Annotated in this window: 23 protein-coding genes; 5 read left to right on the top strand and 18 right to left on the bottom strand. The window is 56.6% G+C overall.

The features are described from left to right. Window positions 1–3: 3 nt before the first annotated feature. From lolE to lolC, 3 genes are read right to left on the bottom strand one after another with little or no spacing between them, the layout of a single operon-like run. Window positions 4–1,248 carry a lipoprotein-releasing ABC transporter permease subunit LolE gene (gene lolE, locus LG383_RS10430; RefSeq protein WP_225759061.1) on the bottom strand — a complete coding sequence of 415 codons (1,245 nt, stop codon included), beginning with the start codon at window positions 1,246–1,248 and terminating at the stop codon, window positions 4–6. Next, complete coding sequence (gene lolD, locus LG383_RS10435; protein WP_106992760.1) at window positions 1,248–1,949, bottom strand: lipoprotein-releasing ABC transporter ATP-binding protein LolD; 702 nt, start codon at window positions 1,947–1,949, stop codon at window positions 1,248–1,250. The genes lolE and lolD overlap by 1 nt, the downstream gene beginning before the upstream one ends. After that, window positions 1,942–3,141, bottom strand: coding sequence for a lipoprotein-releasing ABC transporter permease subunit LolC (gene lolC / locus LG383_RS10440; RefSeq protein ID WP_106992759.1), 1,200 nt, complete (start codon window positions 3,139–3,141; stop codon window positions 1,942–1,944). The genes lolD and lolC overlap by 8 nt, the downstream gene beginning before the upstream one ends. Before the next feature lie 272 nt (window positions 3,142–3,413). Between lolC and LG383_RS10445 the strand changes: the two genes are divergently transcribed. The 3 genes from LG383_RS10445 to LG383_RS10455 all read left to right on the top strand — a co-directional run bounded on the left by LG383_RS10445 (window position 3,414) and on the right by LG383_RS10455 (window position 9,158). Continuing rightward, window positions 3,414–4,487, top strand: a complete 1,074-nt coding sequence (locus LG383_RS10445; protein WP_106992758.1) for an acyltransferase family protein — start codon at window positions 3,414–3,416, stop codon at window positions 4,485–4,487. A gap of 118 nt (window positions 4,488–4,605) precedes the next feature. Next, on the top strand, window positions 4,606–8,052 hold the full coding sequence (gene mfd, locus LG383_RS10450; protein ID WP_225759062.1) for a transcription-repair coupling factor: 3,447 nt from the start codon (window positions 4,606–4,608) through the stop codon (window positions 8,050–8,052). A gap of 152 nt (window positions 8,053–8,204) precedes the next feature. Further along, window positions 8,205–9,158: a L,D-transpeptidase family protein gene (locus LG383_RS10455; RefSeq protein WP_225759063.1), complete on the top strand. Its 954-nt coding sequence runs from the start codon at window positions 8,205–8,207 to the stop codon at window positions 9,156–9,158. Window positions 9,159–9,232: 74 nt separating this feature from the next. Here the strand turns inward: LG383_RS10455 and bhsA are convergent, their stop codons facing one another. Further along, window positions 9,233–9,490, bottom strand: a complete 258-nt coding sequence (gene bhsA, locus LG383_RS10460) for a multiple stress resistance protein BhsA (RefSeq protein WP_106992755.1) — start codon at window positions 9,488–9,490, stop codon at window positions 9,233–9,235. A 240-nt stretch (window positions 9,491–9,730) separates the two neighbouring features. Between bhsA and LG383_RS10465 the strand changes: the two genes are divergently transcribed. Then, on the top strand, window positions 9,731–10,366 hold the full coding sequence (locus LG383_RS10465; protein WP_225759064.1) for a TetR/AcrR family transcriptional regulator: 636 nt from the start codon (window positions 9,731–9,733) through the stop codon (window positions 10,364–10,366). Window positions 10,367–10,846: 480 nt separating this feature from the next. Here LG383_RS10465 and LG383_RS10470 read toward each other — a convergent pair whose 3' ends face one another. From LG383_RS10470 to hinT, 8 genes are all read right to left on the bottom strand, one after another. Then, window positions 10,847–11,386 carry a glycine zipper 2TM domain-containing protein gene (locus tag LG383_RS10470; protein WP_106992753.1) on the bottom strand — a complete coding sequence of 180 codons (540 nt, stop codon included), beginning with the start codon at window positions 11,384–11,386 and terminating at the stop codon, window positions 10,847–10,849. Between the two features lie 197 nt (window positions 11,387–11,583). After that, entirely contained in the window at window positions 11,584–12,888 is a 1,305-nt protein-coding gene (locus LG383_RS10475) for an NAD(P)/FAD-dependent oxidoreductase (RefSeq protein WP_166182157.1), read from the bottom strand. A gap of 233 nt (window positions 12,889–13,121) precedes the next feature. Then, the gene (gene ycfP, locus LG383_RS10480; protein ID WP_106992751.1) at window positions 13,122–13,664 is read right to left on the bottom strand and encodes an alpha/beta hydrolase YcfP; all 543 of its coding nucleotides are present in this window, start codon (window positions 13,662–13,664) and stop codon (window positions 13,122–13,124) included. 34 nt (window positions 13,665–13,698) lie between these two features. After that, window positions 13,699–14,724 carry a beta-N-acetylhexosaminidase gene (gene nagZ / locus LG383_RS10485; RefSeq protein ID WP_106992750.1) on the bottom strand — a complete coding sequence of 342 codons (1,026 nt, stop codon included), beginning with the start codon at window positions 14,722–14,724 and terminating at the stop codon, window positions 13,699–13,701. Between the two features lie 11 nt (window positions 14,725–14,735). Next, window positions 14,736–15,560, bottom strand: coding sequence for a thiamine kinase (thiK, locus tag LG383_RS10490; protein WP_225759527.1), 825 nt, complete (start codon window positions 15,558–15,560; stop codon window positions 14,736–14,738). Beyond that, complete coding sequence (lpoB, locus tag LG383_RS10495; protein ID WP_106992748.1) at window positions 15,541–16,188, bottom strand: penicillin-binding protein activator LpoB; 648 nt, start codon at window positions 16,186–16,188, stop codon at window positions 15,541–15,543. Before lpoB ends, thiK begins: the two co-directional genes overlap by 20 nt. A 10-nt stretch (window positions 16,189–16,198) precedes the next feature. Next, window positions 16,199–16,573, bottom strand: coding sequence for a YcfL family protein (locus LG383_RS10500; RefSeq protein ID WP_106992747.1), 375 nt, complete (start codon window positions 16,571–16,573; stop codon window positions 16,199–16,201). 1 nt (window position 16,574) lies between these two features. Then, window positions 16,575–16,934 carry a purine nucleoside phosphoramidase gene (gene hinT / locus LG383_RS10505; RefSeq protein ID WP_146145498.1) on the bottom strand — a complete coding sequence of 120 codons (360 nt, stop codon included), beginning with the start codon at window positions 16,932–16,934 and terminating at the stop codon, window positions 16,575–16,577. Between the two features lie 355 nt (window positions 16,935–17,289). Between hinT and fhuE the strand changes: the two genes are divergently transcribed. Continuing rightward, window positions 17,290–19,476, top strand: a complete 2,187-nt coding sequence (gene fhuE, locus LG383_RS10510) for a ferric-rhodotorulic acid/ferric-coprogen receptor FhuE (protein WP_225759065.1) — start codon at window positions 17,290–17,292, stop codon at window positions 19,474–19,476. 186 nt (window positions 19,477–19,662) lie between these two features. Here the strand turns inward: fhuE and ptsG are convergent, their stop codons facing one another. From ptsG to pabC, 6 genes are all read right to left on the bottom strand, one after another. Continuing rightward, the gene (gene ptsG / locus LG383_RS10515) at window positions 19,663–21,096 is read right to left on the bottom strand and encodes a PTS glucose transporter subunit IIBC (RefSeq protein WP_106992744.1); all 1,434 of its coding nucleotides are present in this window, start codon (window positions 21,094–21,096) and stop codon (window positions 19,663–19,665) included. Window positions 21,097–21,393: 297 nt separating this feature from the next. Further along, window positions 21,394–22,188, bottom strand: coding sequence for a metal-dependent hydrolase (locus tag LG383_RS10520; RefSeq protein WP_106992743.1), 795 nt, complete (start codon window positions 22,186–22,188; stop codon window positions 21,394–21,396). Between the two features lie 10 nt (window positions 22,189–22,198). Further along, a complete protein-coding gene (gene holB, locus LG383_RS10525) occupies window positions 22,199–23,203 on the bottom strand; it encodes a DNA polymerase III subunit delta' (protein WP_225759066.1) in 1,005 nt (334 codons plus the stop codon). Then, window positions 23,200–23,841, bottom strand: a complete 642-nt coding sequence (gene tmk, locus LG383_RS10530; protein WP_106992741.1) for a dTMP kinase — start codon at window positions 23,839–23,841, stop codon at window positions 23,200–23,202. Before tmk ends, holB begins: the two co-directional genes overlap by 4 nt. Then, window positions 23,831–24,853, bottom strand: a complete 1,023-nt coding sequence (gene yceG, locus LG383_RS10535) for a cell division protein YceG (RefSeq protein WP_225759067.1) — start codon at window positions 24,851–24,853, stop codon at window positions 23,831–23,833. The genes tmk and yceG overlap by 11 nt, the downstream gene beginning before the upstream one ends. Window positions 24,854–24,855: 2 nt before the next feature. Beyond that, complete coding sequence (pabC, locus tag LG383_RS10540; protein ID WP_225759068.1) at window positions 24,856–25,665, bottom strand: aminodeoxychorismate lyase; 810 nt, start codon at window positions 25,663–25,665, stop codon at window positions 24,856–24,858. Between the last annotated feature and the right edge of the window lie 106 nt (window positions 25,666–25,771).

Here is a 25,771-nt window from a genome sequence, read left to right on the forward strand (position 1 = left end):
TAATTACTGGCCACTTAATACCCTCGCCGGATCAATTCGGCTTGCGCGACGCGCCGGATACCAGCTTGCCAGCAGACTCAGTAAAAGTGCTGTAACCAGCACATAAAAAACATCCAGCCAGTGTAATTCTGATGGCAGGAAGTCAATAAAATAGATATCGCCCGACAGGAACTGATGGCCAATAAGCGTCTCGATGCCGTTGATAATCGGCGTCAGCTGTAGCGACACCACCACGCCGATGACCACGCCGCACAGGCTGCCAAACAGCCCTGCCAGCAGACCATACCAGACGAAAATGGCACGAATAAGACCGTCTTTAGCCCCGAGGGTACGCAGCACCGCGATGTCGCCGCTCTTGTCTTTTACCGCCATCACCAGGGTGGAGACGATGTTGAAGCAGGCCACGCCGATCACCAGCACCATCGCCAGATACATGATGGCGCGGATCATCTGAATATCACGGTACATATAGCCGTAGGTGCCGATCCAGCTCTTGATGTAGACATAGCTGTCGGTCACTTCCCCGGCATCGCGCACCAGCTTGTTGGCGTTAAAGACGTCGTTAACCTTAAGGGCGATCCCGCTGACGCTGCTGCCCATATCGAGATACTGACGCGCATCTTCCAGCGGCACCATGGCAAAGCTGTGATCCAGCTGGCCACTGAGCTGCAGAATACCGGTCACGTGCAGACGCACGCGCTTCGGCTGCTGCAGCTTATGATCGGCGCTGGCGTTGGGGATCATGATCGACACCCAGTCGCCCTGCTTCACTTTCAGCGCATCGGCCACGCCCTTGCCGATAATGATCTGCTGATCCCCGGCTTTAAAGTTGGCCCAGGCATCCTTCTGAATAAACTGCGGCAGCGCGCTGAGTTTCTCTTCCTGACGGGGATTAACGCCTTTCACCTGGATGGCGCGCAGGTTCGCCCCGCTCTCCACCAGCCCGGTAAAGTTGATGTATGGCGCAGCGGCGGCAATGCCCGGCACCTTTTCCACTTTATTCAGCGCGTCGGTCCAGTTATTCCACGGCTGGTTCACCGGCTCAATTTCACCGTGCGGCACCACCGCCAGAATGCGGTTATTCAGCTCACGCTCAAAGCCGTTCATGGCGCTGAGGCCGACGATCAGCACCGCCACCCCCAGTGCAATACCGATAGTGGAGATAACAGAGATCAGCGACACCATGCCGCCGCGACGACGACCGCGGCTAAAACGCAGGCCGATGAGTAACGATAACGGTGAAGCCATCAATCCGCTCCCATCAGCGTCAGCTCGGTATTCAGGTGACCGTCACGCATCTCCAGCTGGCGGGACATGCGTTTCGCCAGCTGCAGGTCGTGGGTCACCACCAGAAACGCGGTGCCCTGAGAGGCGTTCAGCTCCCCGAGGAGCTGGAAGATGCTGTCGGCGTTACGGGCGTCGAGGTTGCCGGTCGGTTCATCCGCCAGCACCAGGCGCGGGTTGTTGACCAGCGCACGGGCAATCGCCACACGCTGACGCTCGCCGCCGGAGAGTTCGGATGGGCGATGATTACCGCGATGGCCGAGACCCACCGCTTTCAGCATATCGCTGGCACGGGCGTTAATTTCAGCCGGTTTCTTTTTGCCGATCAGCAGCGGCATCGCCACGTTTTCCAGCGCCGTAAAGTCCGGCAGCAGGTGGTGGAACTGGTAGATAAAGCCCAGGGAGCGGTTACGCAGATCGGCCTTGGCGCTTGAGGACATCGAACTCAGCGGCGTGCCAGAGAAGATCACATCCCCGGAGGTCGGCGTATCCAGCCCGCCGAGCAGGTGCAGTAAGGTACTTTTCCCGGAGCCGGAGGTGCCGACGATAGCCATCATCTCCCCTTCCCCGACGCTGAAGCTGACATTGTGCAGGACGTCCGTCTGCACCGTGCCTTCCTGATAGCGTTTGCACAGGTTGTCGCATTGCAACAGGATCTTATTCATAACGTAAAGCCTCAGCGGGTTGGGTGGCGGCAGCGCGCCATGAAGGATAAAGCGTAGAGAGTAAGGCAATGACCATCGCCACCAGGGCGATACCCACCACCTGCAGCGGCTCAATGGCCACCGGCAGCGCCGCACCGTCAAGCAATGCGCCAATGATCGGCATCAGGTTGTTCAACTGGCTGGCGAGCAAGGTGCCGAGCACCGCCCCGAGCAGCGCGCCGACAATCCCGGCGCTGGCGCCCTGGACCATAAACACTGCCATGATCTGCCGCGGCGTCAGGCCCTGGGTTTGCAGGATCGCCACTTCGCCCTGCTTCTCCATCACCATCAGGCCCAGGGAGGTAATAATGTTAAACGCGGCGACCGCCACGATCAGGCTCAGCAGCAGGCCCATCATGTTCTTTTCCATGCGCACGGCCTGGAACAGCTCGCCCTTACGTTCGCGCCAGTCCTGCCACTTGGTGCCTTCCGGCAGGGTTTGCTGGCTCAGGACATCCACCTTCAGCGGCTCGTTGAGCCACAGACGCCAGCCGGTGATATTGCCGAGCGGGTAGCGCATCAGGCGCGATGCGTCCTGGATATTGACCAGCATCTGGTAGCCGTCCACTTCGCTGTTGGCGGCGAAGGTGCCGATAACGTTAAACAGGCGCTGGCTTGGCAGACGCCCCATCGGGGTGAACTGGCTGGCGGAAGGAACCATCACCCGCAGCTGATCGCCGCGGTTAACGCCGAGCTGGCCGGCAAGCTGTTCGCCGAGGATCACGTTGTACTGACCGGGAGCCAGATCGCTTTGCTTGACGTTAACCAGGAATGGCGTGAGGGGATCTTTTTGTGCCGGGTCGATGCCGAGCATCACCCCGACCGCCACGCTGCGCGCGCTCTGCAGCACCACGTCACCGGAGGTGATCGGCGCCACGCGGCTCACGCCCTGCAGCTTAACGGCGCTTTCGGGCAGCTGCTGCAGATTGACCGACCCGTTGCTGGAGGAAAGAATGGCCTGGGGCATCAGCCCCAGAATGTTATTTTGCAACTCGCGCTCGAAGCCGTTCATGACGGATAACACCGTCACCAGCGCCATCACGCCTAGCGTGATGCCAATGGTTGAAAGCCAGGAGACAAAGCGACCGAAACGGTCCGCGGCGCGCCCACGCATATAACGTAAGCCTATGAATAGTGCGACAGGTTGGTACATGAAATCCGTCTGTTTGCTGGTAGCAGACCCACGAGTATATAAGCGAATCCGCTAAGGGTAAATGACTGATACCCGAAGCTTTGCTAATCAATTATCCGAAAAAACAGGTTAAATCAAGGCAGTACCCGCTGACTGACCCCTCCCTTCAATACCGCGTCCTTTGCAGTTTTTCTGAAAATCATCCGCTTACAGACTCTTACCCGTTACATCCTGTCAGCCGCTCAACACACTTACCCGCTCGATGACGTTAAAAACAGAGGACCCGGTAAGCGATGAAACAAAAAGCACTATGGATTAACCAGATAAAAGGGCTGTGCATCTGCCTGGTGGTGATCTACCACTCGGTGATCACCTTTTATCCCCACCTTGAGGCGCTGCACGCTCCGCTTTCGGTGCTGCTCGCTAAATGCTGGGTGACGTTCAATCTTTATCTCGCCCCGTTCCGCATGCCGGTGTTCTTCTTTATTTCGGGGTATCTGGTCCGGCGCTATATTGATGAGGTGGACTGGAAAACCTGCCTCGACAAACGGCTCTGGAGCATCATCTGGGTGCTGGCGCTGTGGGGCGTATTGCAGTGGCAGGCGCTAACCCATCTCAATGCCTGGCTGGCACCGGAGCGGGATCTGAATACCGCCTCGAACGCCGCCTATGCCGATTCGCTGACCGGCTTTATCACCGGGATGCTCACCGCCAGCACCAGCCTGTGGTATCTCTACGCCCTGGTGGTCTATTTCACTCTCTGCAAGCTGCTGAGCCGCTGGAAGCTGCCGCTCATCGGGCTGCTGGCCCTGGTCAGCATTGCGATCAACTTCCTGCCGCTGCCGTGGTGGGGGATGAACAGCGTGGTGCGCAATATGATCTATTACAGCCTCGGGGCCTGGTACGGGGTGCAGCTGATGGCGTGGATGCAGACCCGGGTTTGGCGCCGCGACGCGCTGGCGGTGGCGGCGTTCGGGGTGGTCTCCGTCGTGCTGTGGTTCGTGGGCGTTCCCTTGCCGCTGTCGCTGCTGTCGATTCTGCTGATCATGGCCCTGTTCTACCGCCTTGAGCAGCGTTTCACCGTGGGGCCTGACAACCTGCTGAACGTGGTGGGCTCGAACACCATTGCCATCTACACCACCCACCGCATCCTGATCGAAGGGGTCAGCCTGGTTATGATCCACCAGCTGAACAGCGGAACCTGGCCGGTGTGGGCAGAGCTGACCCTGGTGCTGATCTACCCGTTTGCCAGCCTGCTGGTCTGCACCCTGGTAGGACTGGGGGCGCGTAAACTCTCCACTGCGCTGACCGGGGATTTCTTCTTTACGCCGCCTGCCCGTCTGACCCCGGCTCAGGCCACGCGCTAGCGCCCCTGAAGGGGCTTTTCACGCTGTGTGCGGTTACGATTTGCTAATGTAAAACGATCAAGGATAATAAAGACATTGTGTATCAGTGATATGCCCAATAAGAGATCCTGACAAAGCCATGCCTGAACAATATCGTTTTTCCCTGCCCGGCAAAGCGGGCGACCAACGCCAGTTGGGTGAACTGACCGGGGCAGCCTGCGCCACGCTGGTTGCAGAGATCGCAGAGCGCCATCAGGGACCGGTGGTGCTGGTCGCGCCGGACATGCAAAACGCCCTGCGCCTGCATGATGAGATCCGCCAGTTTACCGATCAGCTGGTCACCAGTCTTGCCGACTGGGAGACCCTGCCCTACGACAGCTTCTCGCCGCACCAGGAGATTATCTCCTCGCGCCTCTCGACGCTCTATCAGCTGCCCACCATGCAGCGCGGCGTGCTGATTGTGCCGGTGAATACCCTGATGCAGCGCGTCTGCCCGCATAGCTATCTGCACGGGCATGCGCTGGTGATGAAAAAGGGCCAGCGCCTGTCGCGGGATGCCCTGCGCGTCCAGCTCGACAGCGCCGGCTATCGCCATGTGGATCAGGTGATGGAGCACGGGGAGTACGCCACCCGCGGTGCCCTGCTGGATCTCTTCCCGATGGGCAGTGCGCTGCCGTACCGTCTCGATTTCTTCGATGACGAAATCGACAGCCTGCGCCTGTTTGACGCCGACACCCAGCGCACGCTGGAGGAAGTGGAGGCCATCAACCTGCTGCCGGCGCACGAGTTCCCGACCGACAAAACCGCCATTGAGCTGTTCCGCAGCCAGTGGCGCGATAAGTTTGAGGTTAAACGCGACGCGGAGCATATCTACCAGCAGGTGAGCAAAGGCACCCTGCCGACGGGAATCGAATACTGGCAGCCGCTGTTCTTCAGCGAGCCACTGCCTCCTCTGTTCAGCTACTTCCCGGCCAATACCCTGGTGCTCAACACCGGCGATCTGGAAGCTAGCGCTAACCGTTTTGAGAGTGAAACCCGAGCGCGCTTTGAGAACCGTGGCGTGGATCCGATGCGTCCCCTGCTGGAGCCTGAGCTGCTGTGGCTGCGCACCGACGAGCTGTTCAGCGAGCTGAAACGCTGGCCGCGGGTGCAGCTGAAAACTGACAACCTGCCGGACAAAGCTGCCAATACCAATCTGGCGTATCAGGCGCTGCCGGACCTCGCGGTACAGGCGCAGAATAAATCTCCGCTGGATAACCTGCGTAAGTTCCTCGAGGCCTTTACCGGGCCGGTGATCTTCTCGGTGGAAAGCGAAGGCCGCCGTGAGGCGCTGGGCGAGCTGCTCAGCCGCATCAAAGTGGCACCGAAGCGCATCCTGCGTCTGGACGAGGCCAGCCGTAACGGGCGCTATCTGATGATCGGCGCCGCCGAGCATGGCTTTATTGATACGCTCAATAACCTGGCGCTGATCTGCGAAAGCGATCTGCTGGGGGAGCGCGTGGCGCGCCGTCGTCAGGACAGCCGCCGCACCATCAACCCGGATACGCTGATCCGCAACCTGGCAGAGCTGCACCCCGGCCAGCCGATTGTCCATCTCGAGCATGGCGTGGGCCGTTACGCAGGGATGACCACCCTGGAAGCGGGCGGCATCAAGGGCGAATACCTGATGCTGATGTACGCCAACGACGCCAAACTCTACGTGCCGGTGTCGTCTCTGCACCTGATCAGCCGCTACGCGGGCGGTGCGGAAGAGAATGCGCCCCTGCATAAACTGGGTGGCGACGCCTGGGCGCGGGCGCGGCAGAAAGCGGCGGAAAAAGTACGCGACGTGGCGGCGGAGCTGCTGGACATCTACGCCCAGCGCGCGGCGAAGACCGGCTATGCCTTTAAACACGATAAAGAGCAGTACCAGCTGTTCTGCGACAGCTTCCCGTTTGAAACCACGCCGGATCAGGCTCAGGCGATCAATGCCGTGCTCAGCGACATGTGTCAGCCCCTGGCGATGGACCGACTGGTGTGCGGCGACGTGGGCTTCGGCAAAACCGAAGTGGCGATGCGCGCCACCTTCCTCGCGGTAGAAAACCACAAACAGGTGGCGGTGCTGGTGCCCACTACCCTGCTGGCGCAGCAGCACTACGATAACTTCCGCGACCGCTTTGCCAACTGGCCGGTGCGCATTGAGATGCTGTCCCGTTTCCGCAGCGCCAAAGAACAGGCGCAGATCCTCGAGGAGGCCAGCGAGGGTAAAATCGACATTCTGATCGGCACCCACAAGCTGCTGCAGAGCGACGTGAAGTGGAAAGATCTCGGCCTGTTGATTGTCGACGAAGAGCACCGCTTTGGCGTGCGTCATAAGGAGCGGATTAAAGCGATGCGCGCCGATGTCGATATCCTGACCCTCACCGCCACGCCGATCCCGCGTACGCTAAACATGGCGATGAGCGGCATGCGCGATCTGTCGATTATCGCTACTCCACCGGCCCGTCGTCTGGCGGTGAAAACCTTCGTGCGCGAATACGATAACCTGGTGGTGCGCGAGGCGATCCTGCGTGAAGTCCTGCGCGGCGGCCAGGTCTATTATCTCTACAACGACGTGGAGAATATTCAGAAAGCGGCCGACCGGCTGGCGGAGCTGGTGCCGGAAGCACGCATCGCCATCGGCCACGGGCAGATGCGCGAGCGCGAGCTGGAACGGGTGATGAACGATTTCCACCACCAGCGCTTTAACGTGCTGGTCTGCACCACGATCATCGAAACCGGGATCGATATTCCTACCGCCAATACCATCATTATTGAGCGGGCGGATCACTTCGGCCTGGCCCAGCTTCACCAGCTTCGCGGTCGCGTCGGGCGTTCACACCATCAGGCCTATGCCTGGCTGATGACCCCGCATCCGAAAGCGATGACCACCGATGCGCAAAAACGTCTTGAAGCCATCGCCTCGCTGGAAGATCTGGGTGCCGGCTTTGCGCTGGCGACCCACGACCTTGAGATCCGCGGTGCGGGCGAGCTGCTCGGGGAAGATCAGAGCGGCTCGATGGAGACCATCGGTTTCCAGCTGTATATGGAGCTGCTGGAAAACGCCGTCGATGCCCTGAAGGCAGGGCGCGAGCCGTCGCTGGAAGATCTCACCAACCAGCAAACGGAGGTGGAACTGCGGATGCCTGCCCTGCTGCCGGATGACTTTATCCCGGATGTGAATACGCGTCTGTCATTCTATAAACGCATTGCCAGCGCTAAAGATGAAGCCAGCCTCGACGAGATTAAGGTGGAGCTGATTGACCGCTTTGGTTTACTGCCGGATCCGGCGCGCAACCTGCTGGATATTGCCCGCTTACGCCAGCAGGCGCAGAAGCTGGGGATCCGCAAGCTGGAAGGGAATGACAAAGGCGGCATGATTGAGTTTGCTGAGAAGAACCATGTTGATCCGATGTGGCTGATCGGCCTGCTGCAGAAACAGCCTCAGCATTATCGCCTGGACGGCCCGACGCGTCTGAAATTCACCCAGGACCTGGCGGAACGGAAAATCCGTATGGACTGGGTGCGTAATTTTATGCGACAGCTGGAAGAGAACGCCGTCGCCTGACCCCTCCCGGGCGATCCTGCGATCGCCCGGCCTTATTTCCCGCGCAATTTACAACTCTTTGCAATCCGCCTGGATTTCCCGACACGACTATTCGCCATAATTATCGATTAACTTTCAGATAACAATAATCTTTATTGCTATGGATTCTGGTGATGATGACGACTTCGCGTTTTACCCGTTGGATATCGATGGTTGCGCTGCTCTCGGCCCTGGCGCTTGCTCTGCCTGTGCAGGCCAATACCTGGCCCCTGCCCCCGGCGGGCAGCCGGTTGGTGGGCGAAAACCGCTTTCATGTGGTGGAAAATGACGGCGGCTCGCTGGAAGCGATTGCCAAAAAATATAACGTCGGCTTTCTGGCGCTGCTGCAGGCTAACCCCGGCGTGGATCCCTATGTACCCCGCGCGGGCAGCGTGCTGACCATTCCGCTGCAGACCCTGCTTCCCGATGCGCCGCGGGAAGGACTTGTGATTAACCTTGCCGAGCTGCGTCTCTACTATTACCCGCCGGGTAAAAATGAGGTCACGGTTTACCCCATCGGCATTGGCCAACTGGGGGGCGATACGCTGACGCCAACCATGGTGACCACGGTGTCGGATAAACGCGCTAACCCCACCTGGACCCCGACCGCCAATATCCGTGCCCGCTATAAAGCCCAGGGCATTGACCTGCCTGCGGTAGTGCCTGCCGGGCCGGAAAACCCGATGGGGCATCATGCGATCCGCCTTGCGGCCTACGGTGGCGTTTATCTCCTGCACGGCACCAACGCCGATTTTGGCATTGGCATGCGCGTCAGCTCCGGCTGTATTCGCCTGCGTGACAATGACATCGAGACACTGTTCCGCGTTATTCAGCCCGGCACCAAAGTGAATATCATGAATACGCCGATCAAGGTGTCGGAAGAGCCCGGCGGCGTGCGGCTGGTGGAGGTACATCAACCTCTGTCAAAGCAGCTGAATGACGATCCGCAGACCTTGCCGATTGTGTTGAATGGTGCCCAGCAGGGCTTTAAAGCCAGCGCAGACGAAACGGTGATGGAGCGTGCGATGGAAGCCCGCTCGGGAATGCCGGTGGATGTTACCCGCCATTCGGAGGTTCAGGCTCTGTAAGCCTTAGAGATAAAAAAAGCTCTGCAATCGCAGAGCTTTTTTTCGCAGTGGCATTAATGAGGGTTAAGCCATGCTTATTTGTAGATCACCGCAGTACCGTGCAGGGTGTTCGGGCCGGTAACAGAGGTGATACGGTAAGATTTAGCACCCATCTCTTCAGCTTTTTGCGCTAACTGGCTTTCCAGAGAGCCAAGGTTAGTCCCACCATTCGCGGAAATCGTACCCACTTTTTGTTGATCGGCAGGGGTAGACTGAACCTGTACAGCGGCGAAGCTGGCAAACGAGAGTGAGCTTAGTACGGCAGCGGCGATCAGTGTTTTTACGTTTTTCATGATAAGAACCTTATGCAAGTGATAGGATGTCGTAAGCATTAACTTAACGATCGATAACTAAATGATAAATGTGATCTGCATCACGGTCAAATTCTTTTTATAACGATCGTTAAAATAAATTTAAAAGCTTTAAAATTGATATTGATATAATGAAATTAATTTTATGAATTCAGCGCTGGCTGCAAAGAGGGATTATTTTTATAATGGTCGTTCAACAAACCAACAGAGGTACAACGGCTCATGACAACCGATGACACGCGTTGCGCAAAGAAAAGCCGTGGCCGACCAAAAGTGTTCGACAGGGAAGCGGCGCTGGATAAGGCCATGACGCTGTTCTGGCAGCATGGGTATGAAGCCACATCGCTGGCCGACCTGGTCGCAGCGACCGGGGCTAAAGCGCCTACGCTGTATGCAGAATTTACCAATAAAGAGGGGCTGTTCCGCGCGGTGCTGGATCGCTATATCAGCCGTTTCGCCGCCCGCCATGAAGCGCAGCTGTTCTGCGAAGAGAAGCGTGTCGAAGATGCGCTGGAAGACTACTTCACCGCGGTGGCGACCTGCTTTACCAGCAAAGAGACGCCCGCAGGCTGCTTTATGATTAACACGTCAGCCACGCTGGCGGCGTCATCAGAAGAGATTGCCCACACGGTTAAATCGCGCCATGCGATGCAGGAGGAGACGCTGTGCCGGTTCCTCGAACAGCGCCAGCAGCGCGGTGAGATCCCCGCCCATTGCGATCCGCAAAAACTGGCCCAGTACCTGAGCTGCATTTTGCAGGGAATGTCGATCAGCGCTCGGGAAGGTGCCAGCCTGGAAAAACTGCAGACCATCACGCAGATCACCCTGCGCCTGTGGCCTGAACTCCTGAAAGCTTGATCCGCAGGGCGGTTTTCCGCCCTGCTCCCGCCCCACTTTCAGACAAATCTGCTTAAAGATAGGTAAAATCTATCACCGCATCTCTGCCGCTTGCTATCCTTAACGGGTGATTATTGATGTGCTAATGGTTAGGCGCATAGGTCATGACGGAGCTGTTCTGGCTATTCACATTCAGAAGGAGAATAAAAATGATTTTGCTATTACCATTTTTCAAGGTGTTAATGGTGATCACATTGTTATTCGGTCTCTGGGTCTTATGTGGTGGGTCAGTTTTATTTGCTTTCTTGTCTGTCCTGATAACAGGATTTTTATTACTGAGACAGTATAACGAGTTTGACCTGTAACCCCTGTAGCCCAGTCACTACCCCGGAAAGACCTTATTCCTGCCGTGAGTCGCGCGGCTGCTAAGGTCTTTTTTATGCGCAAAAAAAGCTCCCCAGCCTGAGCGAATGGGGAGCTAAACGCAGAGAACAGATTTTTTTATGCTTTGTTATTCAGTACCAGCTGACCATCACTGTTAAGGGGGATTTGCGTGCCGGGATCTTTATCCATACGGATCTTGCCCTGCTGATCGCCAATTTTGTACGTCACATCGTAGCCGAGCATTTTTTCTGACTTGTCATACACCGTTTTACAACGCTGCTGCGTCGAGGTGTAAGTATCACGCTCCTGCAGTGCGCCCTGCGCCTGATTGCCGGCATAACCACCGCCCAGCGCGCCCACCACCGTGGCGACATCTTTGCCGCGTCCGCCACCAAACTGATGACCAATCACGCCGCCCGCTACCGCACCCAGTACGGAACCCGCGATGCGGTTTTCATCCTGCACCGGACGACGGTGCGTCACGGTCACGTTCCGGCACTCCTGACGGGGTGTTTTAACCGTCTCTTTAATCGGTGTTGCCGAAACGACCTGCGCATACTGTGGGCCACGTTCAAAGACATTGAGACTGGCAACTGCCGCCACGCCTAACGCGGCAGCCACGCCAATCCCTATACCTGCCACCATGGATTTATTCATGGGACAACCTCCTTTTTATTGCTATTGGTAACAATTCTGCAACCAAAGCAGGTCGTTAGCAAATCAGATAAGGGAGTAAAAATGTGGGAAGAAGCGGGAAAACAGCCTGATTAGGAGAACTCTTAGGCTTCTGAGGGGGAATTAGCAGTGTGATATGCTGAAAAAGCCCCTCCGGCGAGCGCGGAGGGGCTTGGTTCTTAGTGCAGTTTCAGACGCGGTCGGATCACGCGGTTGATGCTGCCAACCAGCATCATCAGCCCGGTTTTGAAGTAACCGTGCAGCGCAACCTGGTGCATACGGTACAGCGAGATATAGACGAAGCGTGCGATACGCCCTTCTACCATCATCGAACCGCGCATCAGGTTGCCCATAAGACTGCCGACGGTGGAGAAGTTAGAGAGCGACACCAGGGAACCGTGGTCTTTGTAGACGTAGTTCTTCAGGGTTTTGCCTTTCGCCTGCGCCAGAATATTATGCAGCGCCAGGCTGGCCATCTGGTGAGCGGCCTGGGCGCGCGGTGGTACGAACCCGCCTTCCGGACGCGCGCAGGAGGCGCAGTCACCGATGGCGTAAATGTCCGGATCGCGGGTGGTTTGCAGCGTCGGCTCAACCACCAGCTGGTTAATGCGGTTGGTTTCCAGACCGCCAATCTCTTTCATGAAATCAGGTGCCTTGATGCCCGCGGCCCAGACCATCAGATCGGCTTTGATGTGTTCGCCATCTTTGGTATGCAGACCCTGCTCATCGGCGCTGGTGACCATGGTCTGGGTCAGAACGCGTACGCCCATCTTGGTCAGCTCGCTGTGAGCTGCGCCGGAGATGCGCGGCGGCAGTGCAGGCAGAATACGTTCACCGGCTTCCACCAGCGTCACGTTCAGCGCGTCGTTGGTTAACCCTTTGTAGCCGTAGCTGTGCAGCTGTTTGACCGCGTTATGCAGCTCCGCAGAGAGCTCCACGCCGGTCGCCCCGCCGCCAACGATGGCGATGTTCACCTTGCCGTTTGCGCCAAGGTTATTGGAGTATTTCAGGAACAGGTTGAGCATCTCCTGATGGAAACGACGCGCCTGGTGTGGGTTATCGAGGAAGATGCAGTGCTCTTTCACGCCCGGGGTGTTGAAGTCGTTAGAGGTACTGCCCAGCGCCATCACCAGCGTGTCATACGCCAGCTTGCGCTCCGGTACCAGCAGCTCGCCCTTCTCATCGCGCAGCTCAGCCAGGGTAATGGTTTTGCTTTCACGGTTGATATCCATCACCGAGCCCAGCTGGAACTGGAAGCCGTGGTTGCGTGCATGCGCCAGATAGCTCAGCGCGTCAACGCCCTCATCCAGTGAACCGGTAGCCACTTCGTGCAGCAGCGGTTTCCACAGGTGGCTGTGGTTGCGATCGACCAGCGTAACCTTGGCTTTTTTACCGCGTCCAAGCTTCTTACCTAACTGCGTAGCCAGTTCCAGACCGCCAGCACCACCACCCACAATCACTATCTTTTTCAATGGCGTAGTCAACGTGACCCCCTAAATTATTAACCAATTGTTAATTAAAAGTTATGAAAATAACCTTTAATTAACAACAAGTTACATCACTGAAACCATTCAACCGTCATGAGAATAACATGTTCGGTGCATTGGTCATACCAAAATTGATGTGCATCAAGTTTTGCCGCTTAAAATTCACTCAAGCTTAGCAAAAAGAGAGCCCGGCTCACGTTACGTGGCCGGGCTTGAGGTGAAATCAGGAATTAACCTAAGGTCTTGAACGCTTTGATGCGCTGCAGATGGGGGGCAATATTCTTGAACTTATGCGTCTGCTCTTCATCCCAGACAATTTCGTAGTAAGGGTGCAGCAGTTCCGCGGCACGCGGGCTATTCAGCGCCTCATCGTTGCGGGAGAGGATCACCAGACAGCGATCGCGGTTCTTCTCGCGAAAGTTGCTGACACACTTGGTGGCGATATCGACATACTCTTCCGGCCTGTCGATCTTGCCTTCCATGTTCTCGTTCGGGAACAGGTTTGGATTGAACACCACCTGGCGAATATCACACAAGAACCCAATCCGCTCCGCCCAGTATCCTCCCAGGCCGACGCCGCAGATCAACGGACGCTCGTCGATATTCAGCTGCAACATTTTGTCCACTTCCTTCAGCAGATGTTGCATATCATGCTTCGGATGACGCGTGCTGTAGCTAATCAGCCGCACATCCGGGTCGATAAACTGCAACTGCAGGACCTTCTCGTGATTACCGGGACTGTTCGAATCAAAACCGTGCAAATAGATGATCATCGTATCCTCGCCACACTACGCTTGCCAGGAGGGGTTATTGCCCCGCTTTATGCGCTTGCCAGCGCTCATGAAGCGCCTCAAGCTGCGCATTCACCGATTTCCAGCGTGCTGTATCCCGCAGCTCCTGACGGCTAAAAGAACCTTTATGATACAATTGTGTAACACGTTCAGCCTTGATCGGCGACAGGTTATCTAACACGCTCACGGCGCCTTTACGATTATTGCAGACCAGGATCATATCGCAACCCGCATCCAGCGACGCCTGACCGCGTTCCGCATAGCTGCCCATGATCGCCGCCCCTTCCATGGACAGATCGTCAGAAAAAATCACGCCGTTGAAGCCCAGCTCCTGACGCAGGACGGTTTTCAGCCAGTGCGATGAACCGCTGGCCGGACGCGGATCGACATCGGTGTAGATCACATGCGCAGGCATGATGGCGTCGAGCTTGTTGTCTGTGATCAGCGATTTGAAAATCGACATGTCCCGGGCGCGGATCTCCGCCTCTGGGCGCGGGTCGCGCGGGGTCTCTTTATGAGAATCCGCCGTAACGGCACCATGACCCGGGAAGTGTTTGCCGGTGGTTTTCATACCAGCCTCGTGCATCCCGTCGATAAAGCGGGTGGCGACCTGCAACGCTTTCTGCGGCTCCTCGTGGTAAGCACGCTCCCCGATGGCGGCGCTGATATGACCCACGTCCAGTACCGGGGCGAAGCTGATATCAATATCCATGGCGATCATCTCGCTGGCCATCAGCCAGCCGGCCTCCTGCGCCAGTTTGCCGCCCTCTTCCAGGCCGAGCAACGCTGCAAAGGACTGGGCTGCGGGCAGACGGGTAAACCCGTCGCGAAAACGCTGTACGCGGCCTCCTTCCTGATCCACCGCCACCACCAGACGGTGATGAGAAGCCTCGCGGATCTGGCGTACCAGCTCCCGCAGCTGCGCCGGATCGTGATAATTGCGCGTAAACAGGATCAGGCCACCCACCAGCGGATGCGCCAGAATCTCGCGCTCCTCCGCATCCAGCTCATAACCTTCCACATCCAACATGACCGGACCCACACAAACCTCTCTTATTCTGTCGTTTCAAGCTGGCGCCAGATCTCATCGGCCAGCGTAATAAATTGTTTGTCTTGTGATTGTTGCCAGCGCAGCTCAAACCAGCCTGCCATCAGCATCAGCACCCAGGGGCGCCAGCGATTCACCTGGCGTTGCAGCCGGGAGAGATCAAGCCGCGCGATCTCGCTGTAGGCGGCGAGCAGCTGCTGACGCTGGGCGTCACTCTCTGTCCAGACGCTGGCCAGCTCCAGGGCAACGTCGCCGTCTCCGGCATATTCCCAGTCCAGCAGCCGACTGCCGTTGGCCATATGCACGATATTACCTGCATGAACGTCCATATGCAGCGGTGCCAGTCGCAGCGGACGGGGCTCACCCCGTTTACGCAGCCGCTTATGCCATCGTAGCCATAACGGCGTGCGTCGGGACGGCGAGGCCTGCAGCCAGTACTGCTCCAGCAGCGGGGCCAGAGTGATTCGCCATCCGAATCGGCGCTGTTGATGCAGATGATACAGCATCGCAGCCAACGGGGATGCGGCGGGCAACCTGGTTTTGATCTCACCGGTCAGATAATCGACCGCGATCCAGCCAGGACTGTAAAAGCGCGGCTGAGGGGCAATGTCGGCGGGAAGATGGCGGAGCGCATGGTACTGGCGGCGAAAATGGGCTGGCGTGGCCAGCGCGGCATGATACTGACGCAGCACCAGGCGTTGTCCGGCGTGCTCAATAATGCAACTCGCGCCGCTCAACCCGGCGTGGGTCTGCGGCGCGATAAGGCGATACTGCGGGAAAAAGCGCGACAGCAGTGTGTCGCGCGTCAGATTACTGTTGCTGAACTGCACCTTTACCCGACCAGATAATTTCACCTGTCTGAACCAGCATCAGCTGCATCTGCAGCGCTGGCGAGTTGACGTTGCCGGTCGCGCTTGAGTAGAGGACATATTGCGCCCCTACGTTGCGGGCAATGCCGATGGCTTTACTGCGCGAGCCCAGGCTGTCCTGCGGAGAAAGGCCTAACTGCTGCTTGGCCACCGCCAGCTGCTGCGCGGATACCAGGGTAAATTTGCCGTTGTTCGCCAGCGCATTGCGCAGCGTTTCGGTAGCTTCCCCGGCATTCAGGCTGCCGTTGGTACGGTTGTTGACGCTGTCCACCAGCAGCACGCTGCCAGCGTTGACGCCCTGGGCCTGCAACATCTTACCGACCATCGGCTGCATCGCCCCGTTCCAGTCGTAATGACGCTCACGCGGTGCAGGCTGAGCGGGTTCCTGATGCTCGATCGGGCCTGGTTGCTCAGGAACGGACGGCACGGTAGGTACGGTTGGCACAGGCTGGGTCGGTTGAACCGGCTGCTCAACGCCCGGTTTCACCTCTTCTACCGGTGCAGGTGGTTGCTCAGTGCGGCTGATACAGCCCGACAGGAACAGTGCAAAAGCCGTGACAAGCGTGTAACGACTGATGTTTTTAATCAAAATTCACCCCTTAGAGATATAGATAAAGTCTGACCTTATGCGCGCCAAGATAGTTTGCGCTGCCGTAAAGTTTGACCGACGAATTCGCCGGGATTGTCACGCTGCGCGGTGCCTCAAGTGGATGCATTTCCAGGCCACGGGCGTCATACCAGAAAAAACGGTAATGGACGGTAATCGCCTCATCTCTTTCATTGAACAGCACAGAGGAAGCGGATGGTTGAATTTCACTGATCGTTAGCGAAGGCTTGTCGGCAGTAATTCCTGCCGCCAGCACTGATGATTCCATTACCAGCGTTTGCTCATCATTGACAGGGATCGCTGGCTGAGATTTACATCCCACCAGAGCCATCACCATGAACAGCATCGCAATCCGTCCTGCAGGCATGTTAAAGACCTTTATGCGCCAGCATCGGTCCCAGCGGGCGACCGCCGAGCAGATGCATATGAATATGATAAACTTCCTGACCACCGTGGCGGTTGCAGTTCATGATCAAACGATAACCGTCTTCTGCCACGCCTTCCTGCTCAGCAATTTTCGCGGCTACTGTCAGCATACGGCCTAAAGCCAGTTCATGCTCAGTTTTCACGTCATTTACCGTCGGAATCAGAATATTAGGAATAATGAGGATGTGGGTGGGTGCCTGGGGAGAAATATCGCGAAAAGCGGTAACCAGTTCATCCTGATAGACGATATCCGCCGGGATCTCGCGACGGATAATTTTACTGAAAATGGTTTCTTCAGCCATGAGATTTTCCTTGTTCATTTAATCTGGCGACGTGCCCGGAGACAACACCCTCGGCGCAGGCGCAATATTATGTGACGCGACTTAAGAGTATGAGCGACTTTCTCTAATCCTTTCAACCTTATCCCTCGAATTCTTTCCTTATAGTGCAATTTATACGCTGCCGCTCGCCGCGCCCTCCCCTTAAATCTTAAAACATAATTTCAGATACGCCTGAAACGTCTGTTTACAGGTTTAATCACAATGCGTATATTTCGCATTTGCATTTACATGCGCATTTTATACATAGAAAACGACCTCAGACTGTGCTTACGGATCTGGGGCATCACATTCACACTTCACTCAGAAAGGTTTGTTGATGTCTTTCATGAATTATACCAGGGACGGGCAACGCCAGCCTGTCGCTAAACCCTCGCTGCTGGCAGCCTGTATTGCTTTCGCGTTGACTCCTGTTGCCAGTTTTGCCGCGCCGGCTGAAGAGACCGTTATTGTTGACGGTTCCACGCCGTCGGGTACCGCTGACGAAAGCCAGGACTACAGCGTAAAAACCACCACCGCGGGCACCAAAATGCAGATGGTGCAGCGTGATATTCCGCAGTCGGTCACGATCGTCAGCGAACAACGCATGGAAGACCAACAGCTGCAGACCCTGGGCGACGTGATGGATAACACGATGGGGATCAGCAAAAGCACCACGGACTCCGATCGCAGCAATTTTTACTCCCGTGGGTTCGAAATCGACAACTACATGGTCGACGGCATCCCGACCTATTTCGAATCACGCTGGAATCTGGGTGATTCTCAGTCTGACACCGCGCTGTTTGAGCGGGTGGAAGTGGTACGCGGCGCCAACGGTCTGATGACCGGCACAGGCAACCCGTCCGCAGCCATCAATATGGTGCGTAAGCATGCCACCAGCCGCGAATTTAAGGCCAATCTGTCGGCAGAATATGGCAGCTGGAACAAACAACGTTACGTCATGGATATGCAAAGCCCGCTAACGGAAGACGGCAATCTGCGCAGCCGCATCGTGGCGGGTTATCAGGACAGCGACTCCTGGCTCGATAACTACAATCAGAAGCGCACCTTCTTCTCCGGTATTCTGGACGCCGACCTGGGCACCAGCACCTCGCTGTCCGCTGGTTACGAATATCAGCGTATCGACATCAATAACCAGACCTGGGGTGGTTTGCCGCGCTGGAACACCGATGGCAGCACCAAACATTACGATCGCGCGCACAGCACGTCTCCAGACTGGGCTTACAACGACAAAGAGTTCAATAAGGTCTTCTTCACCCTGAAGCAGCGCTTTGCCGACGACTGGCAGGCCACTCTGAATGCGACCCATACTGAAGCGAAATTCGACAGCAAAGCGATGTATATCGATGCCTTTGTGAATAAGAGCACCGGCATGCTGGAAGGCCCTTATTCGAACTATGGTGCAGGTTATGATTACATTGGCGGCACCGGCTGGAACAGCGGCAAACGTAAAGTCGATGCGGTAGACCTGTTTGCTGATGGCGGTTACGAGCTGCTGGGTCGCCAGCACACCATGATGATTGGCGGCAGCTTCAGTCGTCAGACCAACCGTTACACCAACTCATGGGCTAACGTCTACCCGGATGAGTTCGGTAGCTTCTACGACTATAACGGTTACTTCCCGGAAACCAACTGGGGATCGCAGTCGCTGGCTCAGGATGACACCACCAATATGAAATCGCTGTATGCCGCGACGCGCATTTCACTGGCCGATCCTTTGCATTTGATCCTTGGCGCCCGTTATACCAACTGGAGCGTTGACACCCTGACCTACGGTATGGAGAAAAACCACACCACGCCTTATGCGGGTCTGGTTTACGACATCAATGACAACTGGTCTGCCTACGCCAGCTATACCTCAATCTTCCAGCCGCAGAACTACCGCGACAGCTCGGGCAAGTATCTTGATCCGATCACCGGGAATAACTACGAAGCGGGCCTGAAATCCGACTGGATGAACAGCCGTCTGACCACCACGCTGTCCGTATTCCGCATTGAGCAGGATAATCTGGGACAAAGCACCGGCCGGACCATTCAGGGCTCCACGGATGTGGCTTACGAGAGCGTAGACGGTACCGTGAGTAAAGGCGTTGAGTTTGAAATCAACGGCGCGCTGACGGATAACTGGCAGATGACCTTTGGTGCAACGCGTTATGTTGCGGAAGATAACAACGGCAAGGCGGTAAACCCGCAGCTGCCGCGCACTACCGTAAAACTGTTTACCAGCTACCGTCTGCCGGCAATGCCTGAGCTGACCGTTGGCGGTGGGGTTAACTGGCAGAACAGCGTCTATACCTACCAGGACACGCCTTACGGTACCTGGCGTGCCTCGCAGGGCAGCTACGCGCTGGTGGATCTATTCACTCGTTACCAGGTCACGAAGAACTTCTCCCTGCAGGGTAATCTGAATAACCTCTTCGATAAGACCTACGACACCAACGTTGAAGGCGAAATTGTGTATGGCGAACCGCGTAACGTGAGCCTGACTGCAAGCTATCAGTTCTGATCAATCATCAGACGTCTAAGGGAGCCAAATGGCTCCCTTTTTTGTGCCGGGTGGCGCTACGCTTACCCGGCCTACGGTCTGAGCTTTTGTAGGCCGGGTAAGGCGCAGCCGCCACCCGGCATTTCCCCAACCACAGGCAATAAAAAAGGCAGCCATTCGGCTGCCTTAGTCTCCCCAGGTCACAACTTAGTTGCCGCGGATGTACTCATCCATTTCGGTTTTCAGGTTATCCGATTTAGTACCGAAGATAGCCTGTACACCGGAACCTGCAACAACTACGCCCGCTGCGCCCAGTTTTTTCAGACCCGGCTGGTCAACTTTCGCGATATCAGCAACGCTCACACGCAGACGAGTGATACACGCGTCCAGGTTAGTGATGTTCTCTTTACCGCCGAACGCTGCAACCAGTGCCGGAGCCATTTCGCTGGTGCCGGTCGCTTTTACGTCGTCAGATGCATCTTCACGACCTGGTGTTTTCAGGTCCAGTGCTTTGATCAGCACGCGGAAGATGGTGTAGTACGCCACCGCATAGCACGCACCCACGATTGGGAACAGCCACAGTTTGCTGCTGTTACCGGACAGAACGATAAAGTCGATCAGACCGTGCGAGAAGGAGGTACCGTCACGCATACCCAGCAGGATACAGATTGGGAACGCCAGGCCAGCCAGCACCGCGTGGATGATGTACAGGATCGGCGCAACGAACATGAAGGAGAACTCGATCGGCTCGGTGATACCGGTCAGGAACGAGGTCAGCGCGGCGGAGATCATGATACCGCCCACTTTTGCACGGTTCTCTGGTTTAGCAGAGTGCCAGATTGCAATCGCAGCAGCCGGCAGGCCGTACATTTTGAACAGGAAGCCGCCAGACAGTTTGCCTGCAGTTGGGTCGCCTGCCATGTAGCGAGGGATATCGCCGTGGAAGACCTGACCTGCTGCGTTGGTGTATTCGCCTATCTGCATCTGGAAAGGAACGTTCCAGATGTGGTGCAGACCAAATGGCACCAGGCAACGCTCAATGAAGCCGTAGATACCGAACGCCACAACCGGGTTCTGGTACGCAGCCCACTGGGAGAAGGTCTGGATTGCGGAACCAATCGGTGGCCAGATGAAGGAGAGGATCACACCAGTGAAGATCGCCGCCAGACCAGAGATGATTGGAACGAAACGCTTGCCTGCAAAGAAGCCCAGGTACTCAGGCAGCTTGATGCGATAGAAGCGGTTAAACATATATGCCGCAATAGCACCCGAGATAATACCGCCCAGAACACCGGTGTCAGCCAGGTGTTTTGACGCGATCTCTTCAGGTGGCAAGTGCAGAACCAGAGGTGCAACCACAGCCATGGTCTTAACCATGATGCCGTATGCAACTACAGCGGCCAGCGCAGATACGCCGTCGTTATTGGTGAAGCCAAGCGCAACGCCGATGGCGAAGATCAGTGGCATATTAGCAAAAACAGAACCGCCTGCTTCGGCCATCACATGAGAAACTACGGCTGGCAGCCAGCTGAAGTTTGCAGAACCGACGCCCAGCAGGATACCTGCGATAGGCAGTACGGATACCGGCAGCATCAGCGATTTACCGACCTTCTGCAGGTTAGCAAATGCATTCTTAAACATAATTGAGAGTGCTCCTGAGTATTTGTGCTTTTTTTACGTTTTCACGCATTGGCCCGGGGGGAGAACCGTGCCGTGGACAGGACATCTAAGCGCCCTTTATTTATTACACAGAGTAAAATAAATCCGCGTATCTTTGTTTGACGGCTATCACGTTTCAGCGCAGGGTAGCTGAAAAACTTTCAGATTTTTACAAAATTAATTGCCAATTGTTTCCAAAAAGCTCTTCACCGCCCCCACATGGGCGGTGAACTTTACTCGTTTTGGCTATTAATTACGAGCCATAAAAAAATAGATTAATCAGGCAGATTGCAGGCGGGAGGGATCGATGTGAAACAGGCTGGCAAAGTTATCAGTGGTAATGCGTGCCAGTTCTTCAACCTCGACGCCTTTCAAAACGGCCATATACTCGGCCACGTCCCGTGTCATCGCGGGTTGGTTCTCTTTGCCGCGATGCGGTACCGGAGCCAGATAAGGGGAATCTGTTTCCACCAGCATGCGATCGAGCGGCACGTAGCGCGCAGCATCACGAAGCTGCTCGGCGTTACGGAACGTCACGATCCCGGAAAACGAGATATAAAAACCCAAATCCAGCAGCTTACCCGCTGTTTCTCTGTCTTCAGTGAAACAGTGTAGTACGCCGCCGCAATCCGTCACCTTTTCTTCGTACAGGATCGCCAGCGTATCGGCGCGCGCGTCGCGGGTGTGGACAATCACCGGTTTGTTCAGCTCCCGGCCAATGCGGATATGGTCGCGGAACGATTCCTGCTGGCGGGCTTTGGTTTCCGGGGTGTAGAAATAATCCAGCCCGGTTTCACCCATCGCCACCACGCCCTCTTCCGCCGCCAGACGGCGCAGATCTTCAACGTCGTACGCCTCATCCTGATTCAGAGGATGCACGCCGCAGGAGAAGACTACGTTGTCGCGCACGCCCACCAGCTCGCGCATGGATTTGTAACCAGGTAACGTCGTGGCGACCGCCAGACAAAATTTCACATCGCGGGCGGCGGCTTTCGCCAGCACGTCATCAACGTTTTTATGCAGGGATTGATAATCCAGGCCATCAAGATGGCAGTGCGAGTCGACTAAAAACATAATGTGTCTCTCAGAGAGGGGATACAGGCAGCGTCGTGCCCGGTTGCAGGTAATGCTCGATAGTGAGTAACAGGTCGGTCAGGACAAGCTCCCGATTCAGCCCCGTCACGCTGAGTAGTTGTTCACGGCACTGGCAGACATCATGAAGAATAGCCCGCAATGCCACACCCGGCAGGCGCTGCGCCAGGCTACTGACGAGCGGCCAGGCATCGGCATTAGTAAGCAGAGTTGCTCCCTGCTGAATTTTAAGGGCATCCAGCAGCAGAGCCGCCAGCCAGTGCAGGCGATCCGGAGCCTGCTCATGGTTCAGGATCGGCAGCAGGCTCAGCCAGTCGCTGCTGTCCGGCACCGCGCCGAGGGCCTGGCAGAGTTGTTGCCGTTGCGTCTGGACGTTGGGCTGCAACAGGGCCAGCGCCGCAGCAGGTGCCCCGCCGCACAGCCGCAGCGCGGTTAGCGCCGCTTCTTGTGACGTTGTCACTTCCCGCGCAAGCCAGCTGATAGCCCAGGCTTCCTGCGGCACGCTGAGAAGATGCAGGCGACAGCGGCTACGCAGGGTCGCCAGCAGTCGTCCAGGTTCACGGCAGGCCATCAGGAACCAGGTATTTTCCGGCGGCTCTTCGAGGGTCTTTAACAGCGCGTTGGCCGCGGCCTCGGTAAGCTGGGCGGCATCCTTCAGCCAGACAACCTTTGCCCCACCAAGACGGGCACGTTCGTAGAGCTTTTCGCTAACCGCGCGCACCGCATCGATGCCCAGCGTGGTCTTGCCCTTCTCCGGCTCCAGCGCGTAATAATCCGGGTGCGTTTCCGCCTGCATCAGCTGACAGCTGCGGCACTGGCCGCAGCTTTTATGCCCCTGGGGCTGCTGGCACATCAGAAAACGGGTGATGGCGTAGATCAGCGCCTCGTCGCCCATGCCCGGCAGCGACTGGATCAGTAACGCATGATGCCCCCGACCGGACTGATAGCTGTTCACCAGCTGTTCAAAGTGCGGGCGCAACCATGGGTACCATTTCATGCCTGTTGTTCCTTCAGCCAGTCAGTGACCGTTGTGCGAATGTCGTTCATCACCTCCTCCAGCGACTGGGTCGCATCGATGGTGCGGATTGAGCTGTCCTGAGCGGCCAGCTCGCGGTAACGAGCGCGGGTGCGATTAAAGAAGTCCAGCGACTCCTGCTCGATACGATCCAGTTCGCCGCGGGCGCGGGCGCGTTTCAGACCCACTTCAGGTGTCACGTCGAGATAGAGCGTCAGGTTCGGACGGAAATCACCCAGTACCGCGTCGCGCAGCGTGCCGAGCATCTGCTGGTCAATACCGCGTCCACCGCCCTGATAGGCCTGGGTAGAGAGATCGTGACGATCGCCAATCACCCAGCATCCCCGCGCCAGCGCAGGTTTGATCACGGTTTCCACCAGCTGAACGCGCGCGGCGTAGAACATCATCACTTCGGCTTTATCGGTAATAACTTCATCCCCGACCGATTTGATGTCCAGAACCAGGCTGCGCAGTTTTTCAGCCAGCTGGGTGCCGCCCGGTTCACGGGTGAAGATCATCTCTTCGATGCCACACTGTTTGAGCGTCTCGACCACTACGTCACGTGCGGTCGTTTTCCCGGCGCCTTCCAGCCCCTCAATGACGATGTAATTACTGCGCATTTTTTTCCTTAAGTGCCTTCAGATAGTCCTGGACCGAACGATTATGACTGGCAAGATTGGTGTTAAAAGTATGTCCACCCTTTCCGTCGGCGACGAAATAGAGATACGGCGTTTTTGCCGGATGCGCGGCGGCATTCAGCGATGCCTGACCCGGCGTGGCAATTGGCCCCGGGGGTAAGCCGCTAATGACATAGGTATTATAATCGGTTGGGGTTTCCAGGTCTTTACGTGAAATCTTGCCCTTGTAATTCTCACCCATACCGTAAATCACCGTCGGGTCGGTCTGCAGACGCATACCGATGCGCAGGCGATTGATAAATACCGAGGCAACCTGATCCCGCTCACTCGCCACCGCCGTCTCTTTCTCAACGATCGAGGCCATGGTGACGAACTGGTTTTGATCTTTATACGGCAGGTTTTCCATCCGCCCTTCCCAGGCTTTATCCACTGCTTGGACCATTTTTTTATGCGCGCGCTGGAGCAATGCCACATCGGTGGTGCCTGCGGTGTACATCCAGGTATCCGGCCAGAACCAGCCCTCTACCCACTCGGGATACTCAAACTTCAGCACCTGAGCGACGGTGGCATAGCTGTCGTCTTTCAGGGTGTGCTTGATGTAAGGGGCATCGCGCAGCTGTTTCAGGTAGTCGCTCAGGCGCATCCCTTCCACGAAACGCAGCGGGAACTGCGCCTCTTTGCCGCTCTCAAGCAGCTCCAGCATCTCTTTGACGGTCATCCCCGGCGTAAAGCGGTATGTACCGGCTTTGAAATGGGACAGCTCGGGCTGCACGCGTAATAACCACTGGAACACCCGCGGACGGTTAATCACCTTCTCGCTATACAGCTGCTCGCCCAGCGCAAGTCGTCCGGTGCCCGGTTTCAGAGTAAAGATCGTCTCTTCAGCGATCAGAATTTGACTGCTCGCCAGCTGGCGAACCTTCCACATCCCCACACCAGCGGCAATGCCCAGCACGACAAGGATGAGGAGAATAAAGCGCAACATTTTCTTCATGACTATCTGGTTTGCTCACACAGAGGGGCTAAAAATGCGTACAACTCACGCGATGAAAAACGTTGAGAACCATACTGACGAACCGGCACGACGGGCATCAGCGCATTGCAGACCACCATCTCGTCGACCTCAGCCAGCGCGGCCTCGCGGGCATGCACGTCGACAACGCGATACCCGGAGTGTGCCAGTTGCTGGAGGCAAAACTGGCGCATCAGGCCGTTGACGCCAGCCTGATCCAGCCGGGGGGTAAAAACGTCCTTCCCCTGACGCCAGAATAAATTCGCCGCACAGCATTCCGTAATGAACCCTTCGCTGTCAAGAACCAGCGCCTCGTCGGCATCGGTCTGTTCAAGATGGGTACGGATCAGCACTTGTTCAAGCCGGTTAAGGTGCTTGATCCCGGCCAGCTGCGGGTTACGCCCCAGCCGCACCGGGCTTAATTCAAGGGTAATCCCCTCACGACGCCAGCCATCGTAATGAACAGGCCAGGCCGATACTGAAAGAAGTCGTGTCGGATGCAGGCAGTTCGCCGCGCTGTATCCTCTGCCGCCGCTTCCCCGGCTGATAATGACCTTCAGCACGCCACGATCGTTCCCGCGGGCGAGCTCAACCATTTCACGCTGTAACGCTGCCCACTCAACAAAGGGAATGAGCAGTTTTTCACAGGCTTGCTGCAAGCGTTGCAGGTGAGCATCCAGCAGACAGACCTGGCCCGCCACAATGCGTGCCGTTGTGAAGCAGCCGTCACCAAACTGAATAGCCCTGTCGCTCGCCGGGAGCGTTTCCTGCGGTATGCCATTGATCAAGAACATGATGGCTCCTTATGAATGGTCGAATAGTCTGGCAGGAAGGTGGGCCGCGGACAAGGGAATAAAACCGAATAAAAAAGGCCCGACAAGCGGACCTTTTTTATTGATG

Origin of the sequence: Leclercia sp. Marseille-Q4284 (genome assembly GCF_916618945.1) — a bacterium.
Classification (GTDB): domain Bacteria; phylum Pseudomonadota; class Gammaproteobacteria; order Enterobacterales; family Enterobacteriaceae; genus Enterobacter; species Enterobacter tamurae.